Source organism: Chitinophaga sp. CC14, from assembly GCF_048957795.1.
GTDB lineage: Bacteria > Bacteroidota > Bacteroidia > Chitinophagales > Chitinophagaceae > Chitinophaga > Chitinophaga ginsengisegetis.
In genome coordinates this window covers 340,489-355,424 of record NZ_JARBFY010000001.1, presented here as the reverse complement: position 1 = coordinate 355,424, position 14,936 = coordinate 340,489, and the positions used below count along the sequence as shown (strand labels likewise).

The following is a 14,936-nucleotide window of genomic DNA, read 5'->3' as shown; positions in this document are numbered from 1 at the left end:
TATTTTAGTATTTTTACTAAAATATTTAGTCTATGACTTTGCCATTCCAGGAGGGCGCACCGGAAAATCCATACTATAAAGGGCGCGGAGCACAGATTAATCCCAAGAATAAATACCTGGCAGACGAATATGCGCAGGAGCATGCAGAAGGTATTGATGAATGGTGGCAGGCAGATGTACCTACCCAGGTGTTTGAGGAACATGCTAAAAACCTCGTCAATAAGGTGGATAGTCCCGATGTGGGAATGTGGTACTCCATGAATCCCTACCAGGGCTGCGAGCATGGCTGCATTTACTGTTATGCCCGTAACACCCACCAGTATTGGGGTTTGAGTGCGGGTTTGGATTTTGAGAGAAAGATTATTGTAAAACATAACGCCCCGGAACTGCTGCGCAGGTTCCTGGATAATAAGAAATGGGATCCCAAGCCGATTTCCCTTTCGGGGAATACGGACTGCTATCAGCCGGTAGAGCGTAAGATGTGGCTCACCCGGCAGCTGCTGGAAGTAGCGCTGGAATACAAACAGCCGGTAGGCATCATCACAAAAAACTCACTGGTATTGCGGGATCGTTACCTGTTACAGCAGCTGGCGCAGGAGAACCTGGTGTGCGTGTACCTGTCTGTGACCACCCTCCAGGAAGATCTGCGGCAAAAAATGGAACCCCGCACTGCCACGGCGGTGCAACGGCTGAAGGTAGTGAAGGAGCTGAGTGATCTTGGGATACCCGTTGGCGTTATGACAGCCCCGCTTATCCCCGGGCTCAATGACCATGAAATTCCCCGCCTGCTGGAAGCTGCAGCGGCCAATGGGGCTAAGTATGCAGGGTATACGGTGGTGAGGCTCAATGACGCGGTGAAGGTCATTTTCAACGACTGGCTCTATAAAAACTTCCCTGACCGGGCGGATAAAGTATGGCATCATATAGAAAGTATGCACGGTGGAAAGGTGAATGACAGCGATTTTGGGCGGAGAATGAGGGGAGAAGGTAACATCGCAGACCTGATAAAGCAGCAGTTTAAAATTCACACAAAGAAGAACGGTTTGAATCAGGAACGCTTTGAATTCAATACAGCAGCCTTCCGCCGGCCCAATTCACAATTAAGTCTGTTCTGATAATCAATGATATTTGGTTGCACTTTAAACTAATTGTTAAGTCTAGGAAAAAAGTAGGGTGTTTTTTTGTGTAATAAAAAAAATAAAAATTACCTTTGCTTCAAGAACAAAAATAACTGTGCAACTTATATCAACATACGAGATTTCAGCGATGGCCTGCCAACACAAGCAGGTCAAGGCCGGAATGCGGGCATGTTGCACCGATTGTTAACGATAGAAAAAGTTATCAAACGATATAAACAAGAGTCCCGCACTAGAGAAAAGTGTGGGACTTTTTGCTTTTGAAGCAGTAATGAAATGACGACATTGAAAGAATTTCAAGCGATAACTGTAATGCAAAAAAAATACACCTCATGGTGTAAACGGAATGGTCTTGCCTTAAAAAGGCCATACGGACAAGGTATGCGGTAATGTGAGATAACCCTCTACATTATTTATCCCGGTCCGTAAATACGGCCGGGTTTTTTTGTGGCCAAATCCGGCATAAAAATGGCAAACAAAATATTTATTCAAAGATGTTATGCGCTAACCCGTTTGATTAGCAAAAAAGTAAAGTGCATAATCCCAAAAACGTTAGATGATGAGAAACGTTATTCAAGTTGTAAGAGAGGCCTTACTCACCAATTTCAGGGAGTTGGATCAGTGGTTTGAAAAAGAACCGGCATTACTGGATTTCAAACCAGACCGTGATCAATGGAGCATACGGGAAGTATTGGAGCATATTACGCTCACCAATTACTTTTTGCTGCTGATCATCAATAAGAGTACCCGCCGTGCGCTGGAACGTAAGAAAACCGGACACTCCGTGATACTCCCGGCAGATTATGCCAATAAATTAGAACAGATAGACGTCATCGGCAGTAAATCCTTTGGTTGGGTAAGACCCGAACATATGGAACCTACCGGACTTAAAAATATGCAGGAAGTAAAAGCCCTCCTGAAGCAACAGTATGCACAGTGCATGTACAACCTGTCTTTACTGAAAAACGGCGAAGGGGTGCTGGTATTTACAAATATGTCTGTGAATCAGCTGGGTAAGCTGGATATCTATCAGTACATCTATTTCCTCACCAAGCATATTGAGCGGCATATCCGCCAGATGCAGCGTCTTCAGAAGGAATTCGAAGAAAGTGCGGTGTTAATATAACTTAGGTCGACCACCACCATCTGTTTTTGTTAATCCTGATCATAACTACAGCCGGAAGTGAAAAGACTTCCGGCTTTTTAGTGCTCTTGTATTTTGCAGACCTGCTCCAGGTCATAGATGCAGCCGCGGATTTTGAAAATCAGAAAGTGTTGTTTAAGAAAGCATAAATAAAATAGTTGAAAATATTTTGTTAAAAATTTGCAAATTCAAAATATATCCTGTTATCTTTGCATCGTTAAAATTGATAATAAAACAAATTGATAAACATGAAACGCATTAATCTACATATGGACAACGCAACATCCTGCCTCGGGCAAGATGGCAGCGGATTCCGGGCGTTTTATGGTTACAGGTAGATAAAAAATATTTGTAAGTATAACAGAAGCCCGGGTCTTTGGATCCGGGCTTTTTTGTTATCGATTTATTGAAATGATGAGTTTACCGGAAATAACAGAACGGATTCAAATCCGCCGCAGCAAATGGTTTAGAGATAGCATTAATTCAATTAATGCTAAACGGACGAGGTATGTCTTAACGTAGTGTATGCGTTAACGTTATATGACCCGGTCCGTTTTAAACAGACCGGGTTTTTTTATGCGGCAGTATAAAGATTATTTGAGGAGGTACATAAAAAACAGGCAGGCGGAGTAATCCTGCTCCGCTTTCATCTCCTTTTTAAGATATTTTTTTTCGTCTCTGTTTGCATTTTTAACCCCTTATCATCAGGTTATCAGAAGGATAACCTGTAATTTACCCCATGATAAATACGATTTACCCGGGACCGGCCTGGTTCCGGGAAATCTTTATCATCAGGAGGCAATCACATTAAAGAGATCAAGAAATATGGAGCATATAGTTAATAATAACATCGATATAACAGACGGCGAACATTTTGCCCCGAAGGGAGTATATACTGTTAATTTTAATGCTATTCCCGATATCAATAACATTTATGAAGTAGATGGTGATAAAGCCACCGCTGCTTTTGCGAAGAAATATGAAAGTATGATTGTGCATACACACCGCTATACTGATTACGATAATAAAAAGAAAAAGTATAAACATAACCAGACGCTGTTTGTACTGAATAATAACAGCGTGGTGGCGTTCTGGCAATCGTGGTGTGAGATATTGCATAACGGCACTATTCCTGCATTTGTATCTGAAGTAACGGAAATGGCTACACGATATAAAGAGAAACAACGCAGGGAGCCGCATGAAATTAACCTGATCACCAGCGGACGTAAAGGACTGGAGCTTAAAAGCCTGGAAATAAAACGCACCAAGCTGGATATAGGTAAGTTTTATGAAGATGATTTTAAGGAGATAGATAAGGTGATACAACAGCGGCTGAAGAAGGATAAAGACAAGGGGATCGTGTTGCTGCATGGCTTGCCGGGAACAGGTAAAACTACCTACCTGCGTTACCTGATAGGCCGGATAAAAAAGCGCGTGCTTTTTGTTTCACCGGACCTGGCGAACAACATTATGAATCCTGAGTTCATGGAGCTGCTGATCGATAATCCCAATTGCGTGGTGATCATTGAAGATGCCGAAAATGTAATAATGGATCGTAAGTTTTCCGGAAACTCCTCCGTTTCCAACCTGCTGAACCTGTCGGATGGATTACTGGCAGATTGTTTGAATATACAACTGGTATGTTCTTTCAACAGTGATTTATCCGCTATTGACAGCGCCTTGCTACGCAAAGGCAGGCTGATCGCAAAGTATGAGTTCAAACGCTTGTCTGCCGCTAAAGCACAGGCGTTATCAAAACACATGGGTTTTGATACGGTAGTCAACAAGGCGATGACCATTGCAGAAATTGCAAATCAGCATGAGCCTTCTTTTGAAACCAGGCAACATGTGATCGGGTTCAGGCGGGAAATGCTGGAAGAGATCGCGTAATATTATTTATTCATCTTAAAAAATTAATAAAAATGAAAAGAAATCAATTGTCCATATATATCAGCAGCGTAAACAATATTGAAAATTTAATTACTGATTATGGACAATCAGGAGATCGAAAATTATATGGCTGCCTCACGGATAAGAACGTGCAGGCGCAGAAAGCGCGATGCGCTTAAACAATACGACAAACAACTACTGCAATACAACAGAAAGAAAAAGGAATTGTGGCAGGCATGGAATCGGCGGGGCTATACAGAGCTGGATCCACCGGTAATGAAAGGTTACAAGCGTTACTTTGTTTTACGGGGGGATGTGGCCAGAAGCCGGGATGGTGAATTTTTCCAGGAGCTGTTAAAAAAAATCAATACGTATGATTATAGTCACCGTAAAGATTTTAAGGTTAAAAAACGAAGGAGAGGGAGAAAGATACATGTGCTGAGAGAACAGCAATTGTTGCAACCCGTGGATTATCATTTTAAGAAAATGAAACTCACCCCAAAAGAGAGGAATTGTTTTGAAGAACGGGTACGTTATTGTAAAAACGGTATTGATCAGATTAAGTATTTTGTTGTAAAAGAACCCTGGAGATTTGTATTACAGGTGCGTCCCAATATGATCACCAAACAGCGGGTAACGGCGCCGGAGCTGCGTTCTGAGATAGATCAGCTGGATAATTTCCTGAAACGCAATCAGCTGGAACCTAAGATCTGGAGCCTTACGAGGAGCAAGCAGGCTGGCTGGAGAAAATGGTTGCCGGAGTATAAGATAAAATATCAATTTAAGCAGTATACCCTGCAGCAGCTGCTGCAGGAAGAATGGTACGAATAAAATTAACCCTTTATGTCAAGTTTAAAAATCAATGGTAAAAAATTACTGGAGATAGGTTACCCTCAAAGCCCTGTTTTTCGTATAGCTATGGATGTTATAGAAAAACATTACGGACACTATACGGAAGAAGAAGCAATTGCGTTGTTAACCAAAGTGCTGGCGGATCCTGCCGCATATGCAGATGACGCTATACTGGGCGAAATAGCACAGGAACTGTTGGTTCCTGCTGCGCCGGCAGTGATTGCCTTGCGTGAAACGCCTGTGCCTTATTCCGTTTACGGAGAATCATATATAGAAGAAGGCGCGGTGAAGCAGTTGAATAACGCTGTTCGTTTACCCGTTGCCGTTGCTGGTTCCTTAATGCCGGATGCCCACCAGGGATATGGATTACCGATAGGCGGTGTATTGGCTGCAGATAACGCGGTGATACCATACGGCGTAGGCGTGGATATTGGTTGCCGTATGTGTTTGAGCGTACTGGATTTGCCGGTGCAAACGTTGTTGATGAACGAAACATCGTATACAAAGCAGCTGATGACTTTCACCAAATTCGGCGCCGGTGCGGAGTGGAAGAAACGGGAGGCGGACCCGGTGCTGGAGAGAAGTGAATTTAAGGAGATAAAGTTTGTTAAGAACCTGTTTGATAAAGCGGCGGGGCAGCTTGGAACATCTGGTTCCGGCAACCATTTCGTGGAATGGGGAATTGCAACGATTACTGATCCGCAGAATGAATGGCAGCTGGCGCCCGGTGAGTATGTGGCATTACTATCCCACTCCGGTTCGCGCGGAATGGGTGCGCAGATAGCGGGGCATTATACGCAGCTTGCAAAAGAGATCTGCCCGTTACCGGAACATGCAAAGCACCTGGCTTACCTGGATCTGGATACAGCGGAAGGGCAGGAGTACTGGCTGGCGATGAACCTGGCGGGTGACTATGCGTCTGCCTGTCACCACCTGATTCACAAACGGCTGATTAATGCGATGGGCGCCACTTTGCTGGCAAGGGTGGAGAATCATCATAATTTTGCCTGGAAAGAAATGTACCAGGGGAAAGAAGTGATTGTACACCGGAAAGGGGCTACACCAGCCGGAAAGGGAGTACTGGGGGTAATCCCCGGATCCATGACAGCGCCGGGATTCATTGTGCGTGGAAAGGGTGAAGAGGGTAGTTTACAATCGGCTTCGCATGGCGCCGGAAGATTAATGTCGCGTACGAAGGCAAAGTCATCTATCACTAACGAAGTGTTGAAACAGCAGTTACAGGAACATGGTGTAACACTGATCGGAGGCGGATTGGATGAAGCGCCAGGCGCGTATAAAAATATTGATACGGTAATGGCCGCGCAAACAGCGCTGGTGGAAGTGATTGGTCAGTTTGTGCCCAAAGTGGTGCGGATGGCTGATGGCGGACCTCCGGAAGACTGATGAAAATATATGCAATGAAGCGAAGGCGGATAACGGCGAAAGTTGTTTCCGCCTTTCGTTTTTATTAGTCTATTAAAATAGTAGGATAATTAAATTTTATTGCTTATCATTGTGGTAATTTACCACCACCAGTTTTTACCAGTAAACCTATGCATGGGCTGGCACCGTGTATTAGCCTATGTCTTACTATTTGGATTTCCGGATTTAAAATTATATCAAGTGCATTTAAACTACCTGGCATTGGCAGTTCCTTTTTTCCTGACTTTTATTGGGTTAGAATACCTGGTGGCGCGAAAAAACGGAAAGACTTATTTCAAGTTTAATGATTCTATTACCAACCTGAGTGTGGGTATTGCAGAGCGCTTACTGGATATGTTTACAGTAGGTCTTTTTTATTTTGTATACGACTACCTGTATCGTCATTTTGCCATTTTTGATATTAAATCCAGTGTATTGTTATGGGTGGCGTTGCTGATCTGTACGGATTTTATCTGGTACTGGTATCACCGGCTGGCGCATGAAGTGACCGTGTTCTGGTGTGCGCATGTGGTGCATCATCAGAGTGAGGAGTTCAATTACACGGTATCTGCGCGGATTACGGTGTTCCAGGCTTTCATACGTACCGGTTTCTGGGCTATACTTCCGGTGATCGGATTTCCTCCTGCCATGATTACCAGTATGCTGCTGGTGCATGGATTGTATCCTTTTTTTATTCACACGCGCACCATTGGCAAGCTGGGGATACTGGAATATATATTGGTAACGCCTTCGCATCACCGGGTGCATCATGCGAGCAATCCGCAATACCTTGATAAGAATTACGGTGATGTATTTATAATATGGGATAAATTATTTGGCACTTTTGTAAAGGAAGAAGAGGAGCCGGTGTATGGTTTAACCAAGCCATTGGAAAGTAATAGCTTTTTATGGCAGCATTTCCACTTTATCCTGGAGATGTTGTATTCCGCCCGGCAGGCGAAAGGCTGGAGGAACAAGTTGCGGATCGTTTTTGGCAAACCGGATAATGTAGATCCCGGGGCGCGGCAGATCCTGGAAGAAAAGTTCCTGCTGCGTAATCCTCATATCACGGAAGCGCCCAAACTATTTAATTATGTGTTGTGGCAGATTGTGGCCACCTTGATTGTATTGTTTTCCTTCCTGCTGCTGGAGCATTATGTGCCGGTATTTATACAGGTATGCGTAACCCTGCTGATCCTGCTTACACTGATCAACTGCGGAGCAATTATGGAGCAGAAGAAATGGGTCTTTTACCTGGAGTATGCCCGTTACCTGGTATTTTGCCTGGCGGGTTATTATGTTTGGCCTCATCCTGCATTTCTCTGTGCAGCTGCTATTATAATGATTACTGCTTTTTATTTCCAGTCGCACCTCAAAGAGCATTATCTGCGGCTGGTGTATGGTTATCCCCGTTCATAGCAGTGCTGTTCCGGCGTTTTGGGCTGGATAGCTGCGTGTTGGGATTTCCGGTACTGGTAGGGGATTATTGCCTGGGGACCTGTGATTTGAGAATTTTCCGGGCGAAGTGTATTCTGCTTTTGATGGTGCCCAGTGGTTCTTTCAGCATATTGGCAATTTCGAAGTATTTGTAACCCTCATAGTAAAGCATAAATGGCTTCTTAAAGATGCCCGGCAGATGGTAAACCGCCACATGGATATCTTTCATTTGTAAGTTAGAGGCCGCTTTATTGCTGACTATATTCTGTTGGTGGTTTATAAAGAATTCGCTGGCGCTGGGTTCTGCGACGGTGCGATGTTTCAATTTTTTCCGGTAATGATTTATAAAGATATTCCGCATAATGGTGAATAGCCAGGCGCGGATATTTGTGCCTTCCAGGTATTTTTCCCGGTTGGACAGGGCTCTGAAAAGGGTTTCCTGATAAAGATCTTTTGCCTGTTCGGCATCTTTGGTGAGTGTAAAAGCAAAGGGTTTCAGGAAATCAGCGTTTCCGACAAGCAAGGTGTTAAATTCAACAGACGACATAATGTTTAAGTTTTGCCTTAACTAATTTAAACAAAAAAGGGGGTAAAAGACGTTTTCTAAGGATGCCTTGGGGGCAGTTAATACATGATTTTTTTTCCGTTATTTTAATTGATTCTCAAGCAATTCGTCTTATGCCAGTACTTAGATCGGTAAAACAGGTGGTAGTTTAAGTTGTGATCCAAATTTTCTAAAACAGGTAAATACAGGTGACTCTCTATATACATTAACGTAAAAGAGAGAAAAAAAGATTGGGTTATTGTATTAACAATATTCACATATTATAAATAACTTAAAATTAGCGGCCAGGTGATATTTGGACCCTTATTTGCGTAAGGGTGAGTCCAACACCCGGAAAGATGTTTAAACGTATATCAGACAGCTCATAAGGTTTTCAGGTTAAAAGTGTTAGGAACTAACATTTATATGTTATTTTTAATAGATTTGCACCTTATTTGGCCGGCGCCGGATAAGATTGTTTCCAAAAAGGTATTCGAGAAAGTTTAGATCCTATTATACATGTTAAGAAAAATACTGTTGGTCCAACTGTTCCTGTTTGTAGGGTTTTGTGTAATGGCACAGGTACCGTCCCCAGCTCAGATAAAGCAAGTAAACGTAGATAATTTATCAGATGATCAGATCAGGCGGATTGTTGCTGAGATGAAACAGAACAATCTGGGAATGGATGATATAGATTCCTATGCGGAAGAGAAAGGTATTCCGTCAAGTGAGGCGGAAAAGTTGAAGAGCCGGATACAGATGCTTGGGTTGGATAAATCATTGGATAAAAAGAAAAGTACAGAGATCTTTCAGCAGGATAACCAATATTCAGGAAGATCATTCAATGATTCGGATACAAGTAAGGTTGATTTATTCAGGCAAAATGTAAGTCCCTCGGACATTAAACGAAGGAAGATATTTGGCGCTGAATTATTTACAAATAAGAACCTGACGTTTGAACCCAATCTGCGAATACCTACTCCCTCCAACTATAAATTGGCTGCAGATGATCAGGTAATGATTGATGTGTATGGTTATTCAGAAGTGCAATATAAGTTGACCGTGACTTCGGAAGGGTACATCAGAATCCCTAATCTTGGGCCTGTTTATGTGAACGGCTTGACTATGGACGAAGCTAAGAATAGAATTACCAAGCAATTGTCTACTATTTATTCAACTATATCAAGCGGTAAAACATTTGTACAGATTTCTTTAGGGGATATCCGTAGTATCCGTGTTTTGCTGATAGGCGAAATTTATCAGCCAGGTTCATATACATTGCCATCTCTGGCAACAGTGGCCAATGCGCTGTATGTATCCGGCGGCCCAGATGAAAATGGCTCATTCCGGAATATACAAGTGATCCGCAACGGACAGGTGATTACGACTTTTGACTTGTATGATTTTATCGCTAAAGGAGATCTGGCGAATAATATTGTTTTACAGGATCAAGATATTGTGAAAGTAAATCCCTACAAAACCAGGGTTGAGTTGTTAGGAGAAGTGAAGCGTCCGGCAATTTTTGAAGCGAAGGACAATGAAACATTGCAGAACATTCTTGACTATGCGGGTGGCTACACAGATGGATCATTTAAAGAAAATATTACAGGTTATCGTATTAATAATAAGGAACGGGAAGTAATTAACGTACCAGCTGATCAGATTGCTTCTTTTAAGCTTAAATCCGGTGACCAGTTCTTTGTTGATTCTATCTTAAACCGCTTCAGCAATCGTGTCACAATCAGTGGGGCTGTTTTTCATCCTGGGAATTATGGGCTTGAGCCTGGCATGACACTTTCAGATCTGATTAAAAAGGCAGATGGTGTTAGAGAGGAAGCATCATTGAATCGGGGTATTATCCGTCGTTTACAGGATGACTTCACACCGGCTATTATAAGTTTTAATGTGCAGGATGTGATTAATGGTAGAGCAAATATTCCTGTTAAGAAGGAAGATAGTGTGATTATATTTTCTAAACTGGATCTAAGACAACAGTATTCAGTATTGATTGGTGGTGAGGTCAACAAACCTGGTTCCTTTCCATTTGCTGATAGCATGCGCCTGGAAGACTTGGTGTTACTGGCCGGGGGGCTTAAAGATGCTGCATCGTTGAAACATGTAGAAGTGTCCCGACGGATCAGAAAAGGAGAGTATAACAGTAAAGACAGTTCAAGGGCAATTATCAGACAATTTGATATTAGCGCGGATCTGAGCAGCATTGTAGGAGAACAAGTGGCATTGGAACCCTTTGACGAGGTGGTTATTCGTAAATCTCCGGCGTACAGTGAGCAGGCAAATATTTCTATTGAAGGTGAAGTAGTATATCCCGGACAATACACTATTGTGAGTAAAGGGGAACATATTTCGGATCTGATAAAAAGGTCAGGGGGGCTTAGGCCTGAGGCTTTTCCGGAAGGAGCAGTATTGCTTCGCAAAACTTATATCAGTAGTGCTGACAGCGCCTTGCTCAACAATAAGTTAGAGTTGTTTTACAGTAAGTTGGAAGATAGTTCAAGTATTACCAGTGTTAAAAATATGATGGAACGCAAATATCAGTTGCTTGGAATTAATTTGGATGACGTTGTGAAGAAACCAGGATCGAAGTACGATATTCTGCTAGAGGAGGGAGATGTATTGAAAATACCTAAGAAATTGCAGACAGTGCAGATGTTTGGTGAAATTTATTTCCCCAAAAAGATTCGCTATGATAATGGATATGCTTTCCGGGATTATATAAGAGGGGCTGGGGGATATACAGCTTCTGCATTGAAGAGACGCAGTTATGTTGTATATGCTAACGGGGAGGTAAAAAGTACAAGGAAGATATTCTTCTTTAATAAATACCCCAAAGTGAAACCAGGTGCAGAAGTATATGTGCCATCAAAGAAAGATAGGAAGGGACTCACAGGTGGTGAAGCGATCGGCTTGGCCAGCGGTCTGGCTTCCATAGCGCTGATAATTGTTACTATTCTGAATAAATTGTAAGGGTTAATAATTTATACATTCATGGAACCATCTAAGGGCAATCCTCATAGTGAAATGCAGAATAATGAGATTTCATTAAAGGAATTGATCATTAAGTTACAGCAATTATTTAAGATTCTCTGGAGGAAAAAATTGGTAATAATAATAGCTGTAGTTATAGGTGGCTTGTTGGGATTAGGGGCATCGCTTCTCTCAGATGAAACTTATGTAGCTGAGTTGACTTTTGTTCTGGAAGCAAATAATGATAGTCCTTTTAGTGCATATGCAAGTCTTGCTGGTCAATTCGGAATTGATCTGGGAGGTAAAAGTGAGAGCAGTATATTTGAAGGGGATAACATAATGGAGTTTCTTAAATCAAGGCTAATCGTTGAAAAGGCATTATTATCCCCGGTAGCTGTATCTGGAGAAAAGGTAACGCTGGCCGAATGCTATATTAAATTTAAAAAACTTCGTAAGAAATGGGCAGGAAGAAAAGATAAGTTTGATGTAAAATATCCGGTTGGTCAAGATCGGAAAGCTTTTTCGTTAGCCCAGGATAGCATATTAAACGTTATGCAGGATGACCTGGTTAGACATTACCTCGTAATAGATAAGGTAGATAAGAAACTGAGTTTTATTGAAGTAAAGCTGAAATCGCCTATGGAAGAATTTTCTAAAGGTTTCACTGAAACCCTGGTGAGAGAAGCTATAGAATTTTATACGGATACCAAAACGATGCGGACTAAAACCAATGTACAAAGGCTTCAGACGCAGGCAGATTCTCTTAAACTGTTATTGAATCGTAAAACCTATGATGCTGCGGCCATTCAGGATTTTAATCTGAATCCAGCGAAGGTAGTGGCGGGGGTTGGTGCCGAAATTGGTATGCGTGACAAAATGGTATTACAGGCAATGTATCTTGAAATTGCCAAAAATCTTGAAATTAGTAAGATTGCTATGGAAAGAGAAACTCCTGTCATACAGATCGTTGACAGCCCTATTTTGCCACTTGTTATAGAGAAACTGGGAAAAATTAAAGGGATTGTAATCGGTGGAATGCTTCTTGGGTTCATTGCTACTATGGTAGTATTGCTGCGTAGTTTTTGGGCTGAGGTAATGAGAGGTGAGTAGTCTATAATAGCTAATTAGAAGATAGCGCGATTGGGAATTCGAATATGGATATGAATTGTAGATATTTTTTTTATTAAGCTGAATTCTTTTAAAGAACTAACAATGAATAAAGTTAAAATATTGGATTGCACTTTGCGTGATGGAGGATATTACACAAATTGGGATTTTGATAAATCTCTGCTTGATGTCTATTTTAAAAGCGTCGAAAAGCTTCCAATTGATGTGGTGGAGGTAGGTTATAGAAGTTTACCTCAGACCCATTATTTGGGTGAGTTTTTTTATTGTCCGCAATTTATTCTTAATGATATTCGTAAATCTCTGCCTTCCAAGAAAATAGCAGTGATGCTAAATGAAAGAGATAACGCTCCTGAAAATGTTGCATCCTTATTAGGGCATTTAAAGGAAAGTATTGATATAGTGAGGATGGCTGTTGATCCAGTTAGATTTGATTCTGGCTTGAAGCTGGCTGAAGAAATTAAGAAACTGGGTTTTGAAGTAGGCTTCAATCTCATGTATATGTCTAAGGTTATGAAATCTCCGGATGTTTTTGCGAAGTTCCCTTCAATGAATGGTCTTGTTGATTACTTTAGTCTGGTTGATTCCTACGGCGGTGTGTATCCTGAGGAAGTACGTTCGGCGGTAGAAAAATGTAAAGAAGTATTAAGTATGCCTGTTGGTTTTCATGGTCATAATAATGTGGAAATGGCTTTGATTAATTCTTTAACAGCGATAGAAGCCGGTGCTGATATGATAGATGCTACAATTAGTGGAATGGGGAGAGGTGCCGGCAATCTAAAAACAGAATTATTGTTGACCGTTTTGAATGCCCAGAAAAAGCTTTCTATTGACTATAATGCTTTGAGCGATGTAGTTTCGGCATTTGCCGCTTATCAGAAGAAATACGAATGGGGGACTAATTTACCTTATATGGTTTCTGGAGCTAATTCTCTTCCTCAGAAAGATGTTATGGAGTGGGTTGGCAAAAATAGATATTCCATCAGCACTATTGTTAATGCCTTGAATAATCAGAAGGAAAATGTAATGGATAATCTTCAATTACCTTCATTCGAGCCCACAAAAGGAAAGCATACAAAGGCTATTATTATTGGGGGCGGTAAATCAGCTGTAGAGCATGCCAGAGCTGTGAAAGCGTTACTAGAAAACAGCAATGATGAGTATTGTGTCATCCATTCAAGTACGAGAAATGCAAAGTGGTATGAGGATATTGAAGCAACTCAGTTTTATTGCCTCATAGGTAATGAGGGCCATCGCCTTTCCAGTTTATTTGATAATCTGAAAGCTTTAAGTGTTTCATGTATACTACCTCCGTTTCCGAGGAGAATGGGAACCTATGTGCCTGAGGATGTTGTGAAAAATTCATTTGAGCTGCAGAAAATCACCTTTATAGATAAGCATCATGATTCTCCGTTGACTGTTTCTATTCAAACTGCAATAGATATGGGAATAGATGAATTATATTTTGTTGGATTTGATGGTTACAGATCAGGGAGTGGTATCGATGATATTATTAATGCTACTCAATATGAACTGGCACAAGAGAATCAGTATATATTTGACAGAGCTTTAGCGTTGAATCTAAAGGCTGTACAGGCACTTACTCCGACAAAATATAAGGGTCTTTCCCAGTCTTCAATATTTTCTTATCTAGATTAATTTTAAAATGAAAATAATTGGTGTCATTCCTGCTAGGTTTCGATCCAGCAGATTCCCGGGTAAACCATTGGTGGAGATTTTAAACAAACCAATGATCATACATGTCGCTGAAATAGTAGAAAAAGCGCTTGGAAAGCAAAATACTTTTATAGCAACAGATGATGAACAGATAAAAAGCAAAGTAGAGGAATATGGCTTTCAGGTGGTAATGACACCCTCTGATTGTTTAACAGGAACTGACAGGGTATGGGAAGTGGCTAAACTTATCAAAGCTGATATTTATATTAATGTTCAAGGTGATGAGCCAATGTTGAACCCTGATGATATTAAACAGATAGCTGCAGTAAAGGCGCAATACCCAGACAAAATCATCAATGGAATGTTCCCGATTGATTTACAGGAAGATCCTCAGAACGTTAATATTCCTAAAGTACTTGCGAATAAGAATGATGACCTGGTCTATATGTCCAGATTAGCTATTCCGGGAATTAAAGAGAAAGGAGATCAGTATCCTATCTACTTTAAGCAAGTTTGTATTTATGCGTTTAACTATAAAGAACTTGAAGCATTTGGGAATTGTAAAGAAAAGGCTGAGTTTGAAAAATATGAGGATATTGAAATTCTTCGTTTTTTTGATTTGGGAATACCAATTAAGATGGTAAGGACTTCAAGAACATCTTTGGCTGTCGATATCCCAGATGATGTGAAACGGGTTGAAGAAGCTATGCGTAATAAAAATTAA

General features: G+C 41.3%; 11 protein-coding genes. 10 read left to right on the top strand and 1 reads right to left on the bottom strand.

Going from position 1 to position 14,936, the window contains the following annotated elements:
* The first annotated feature begins 32 nt into the window (after positions 1 to 32).
* The 6 genes from PV783_RS01480 (at position 33) to PV783_RS01455 (ending at position 7,863) form a co-directional block, all read left to right on the top strand.
* Positions 33 to 1,115, top strand: coding sequence for a PA0069 family radical SAM protein (locus PV783_RS01480; RefSeq protein ID WP_420986934.1), 1,083 nt, complete (start codon positions 33 to 35; stop codon positions 1,113 to 1,115).
* Positions 1,116 to 1,695: 580 nt separating this feature from the next.
* Positions 1,696 to 2,262, top strand: coding sequence for a DinB family protein (locus PV783_RS01475; RefSeq protein WP_200817306.1), 567 nt, complete (start codon positions 1,696 to 1,698; stop codon positions 2,260 to 2,262).
* A gap of 843 nt (positions 2,263 to 3,105) precedes the next feature.
* Complete coding sequence (locus tag PV783_RS01470; protein WP_420986933.1) at positions 3,106 to 4,170, top strand: AAA family ATPase; 1,065 nt, start codon at positions 3,106 to 3,108, stop codon at positions 4,168 to 4,170.
* A gap of 99 nt (positions 4,171 to 4,269) precedes the next feature.
* Positions 4,270 to 5,001 (top strand): hypothetical protein, encoded by a 732-nt coding sequence (locus PV783_RS01465; RefSeq protein ID WP_420986932.1) that lies wholly within the window; start codon positions 4,270 to 4,272, stop codon positions 4,999 to 5,001.
* A 12-nt stretch (positions 5,002 to 5,013) separates the two neighbouring features.
* The gene (locus PV783_RS01460; RefSeq protein WP_420986931.1) at positions 5,014 to 6,426 is read left to right on the top strand and encodes an RtcB family protein; all 1,413 of its coding nucleotides are present in this window, start codon (positions 5,014 to 5,016) and stop codon (positions 6,424 to 6,426) included.
* Positions 6,427 to 6,645: 219 nt separating this feature from the next.
* Entirely contained in the window at positions 6,646 to 7,863 is a 1,218-nt protein-coding gene (locus PV783_RS01455; RefSeq protein WP_420986930.1) for a sterol desaturase family protein, read from the top strand.
* 64 nt (positions 7,864 to 7,927) lie between these two features.
* Here PV783_RS01455 and PV783_RS01450 read toward each other — a convergent pair whose 3' ends face one another.
* Positions 7,928 to 8,428, bottom strand: coding sequence for an RNA polymerase sigma factor (locus PV783_RS01450; RefSeq protein ID WP_420986929.1), 501 nt, complete (start codon positions 8,426 to 8,428; stop codon positions 7,928 to 7,930).
* 516 nt (positions 8,429 to 8,944) lie between these two features.
* Between PV783_RS01450 and PV783_RS01445 the strand changes: the two genes are divergently transcribed.
* The 4 genes from PV783_RS01445 to PV783_RS01430 all read left to right on the top strand — a co-directional run bounded on the left by PV783_RS01445 (position 8,945) and on the right by PV783_RS01430 (position 14,936).
* Entirely contained in the window at positions 8,945 to 11,410 is a 2,466-nt protein-coding gene (locus tag PV783_RS01445) for an SLBB domain-containing protein (RefSeq protein ID WP_420986928.1), read from the top strand.
* A gap of 21 nt (positions 11,411 to 11,431) precedes the next feature.
* A complete protein-coding gene (locus PV783_RS01440) occupies positions 11,432 to 12,520 on the top strand; it encodes a Wzz/FepE/Etk N-terminal domain-containing protein (protein ID WP_420986927.1) in 1,089 nt (362 codons plus the stop codon).
* A gap of 102 nt (positions 12,521 to 12,622) precedes the next feature.
* Positions 12,623 to 14,194, top strand: coding sequence for an aldolase catalytic domain-containing protein (locus PV783_RS01435; RefSeq protein ID WP_079471156.1), 1,572 nt, complete (start codon positions 12,623 to 12,625; stop codon positions 14,192 to 14,194).
* Between the two features lie 7 nt (positions 14,195 to 14,201).
* Positions 14,202 to 14,936, top strand: coding sequence for a 3-deoxy-manno-octulosonate cytidylyltransferase (locus PV783_RS01430; protein WP_079471155.1), 735 nt, complete (start codon positions 14,202 to 14,204; stop codon positions 14,934 to 14,936).

What these genes read in the sequence shown, in the direction of transcription:
- PV783_RS01480 (WP_420986934.1), top strand. Translation starts at nt 33, where the DNA reads ATGACTTTGCCATTCCAGGAGGGCGCACCGGAAAATCCATACTATAAA.
- PV783_RS01475 (WP_200817306.1), top strand. Translation starts at nt 1,696, where the DNA reads ATGAGAAACGTTATTCAAGTTGTAAGAGAGGCCTTACTCACCAATTTC.
- PV783_RS01470 (WP_420986933.1), top strand. Translation starts at nt 3,106, where the DNA reads ATGGAGCATATAGTTAATAATAACATCGATATAACAGACGGCGAACAT.
- PV783_RS01465 (WP_420986932.1), top strand. Translation starts at nt 4,270, where the DNA reads ATGGACAATCAGGAGATCGAAAATTATATGGCTGCCTCACGGATAAGA.
- PV783_RS01460 (WP_420986931.1), top strand. Translation starts at nt 5,014, where the DNA reads ATGTCAAGTTTAAAAATCAATGGTAAAAAATTACTGGAGATAGGTTAC.
- PV783_RS01450 (WP_420986929.1), bottom strand. Translation starts at nt 8,428, where the DNA reads ATGTCGTCTGTTGAATTTAACACCTTGCTTGTCGGAAACGCTGATTTC.
- PV783_RS01445 (WP_420986928.1), top strand. Translation starts at nt 8,945, where the DNA reads ATGTTAAGAAAAATACTGTTGGTCCAACTGTTCCTGTTTGTAGGGTTT.
- PV783_RS01440 (WP_420986927.1), top strand. Translation starts at nt 11,432, where the DNA reads ATGGAACCATCTAAGGGCAATCCTCATAGTGAAATGCAGAATAATGAG.
- PV783_RS01435 (WP_079471156.1), top strand. Translation starts at nt 12,623, where the DNA reads ATGAATAAAGTTAAAATATTGGATTGCACTTTGCGTGATGGAGGATAT.
- PV783_RS01430 (WP_079471155.1), top strand. Translation starts at nt 14,202, where the DNA reads ATGAAAATAATTGGTGTCATTCCTGCTAGGTTTCGATCCAGCAGATTC.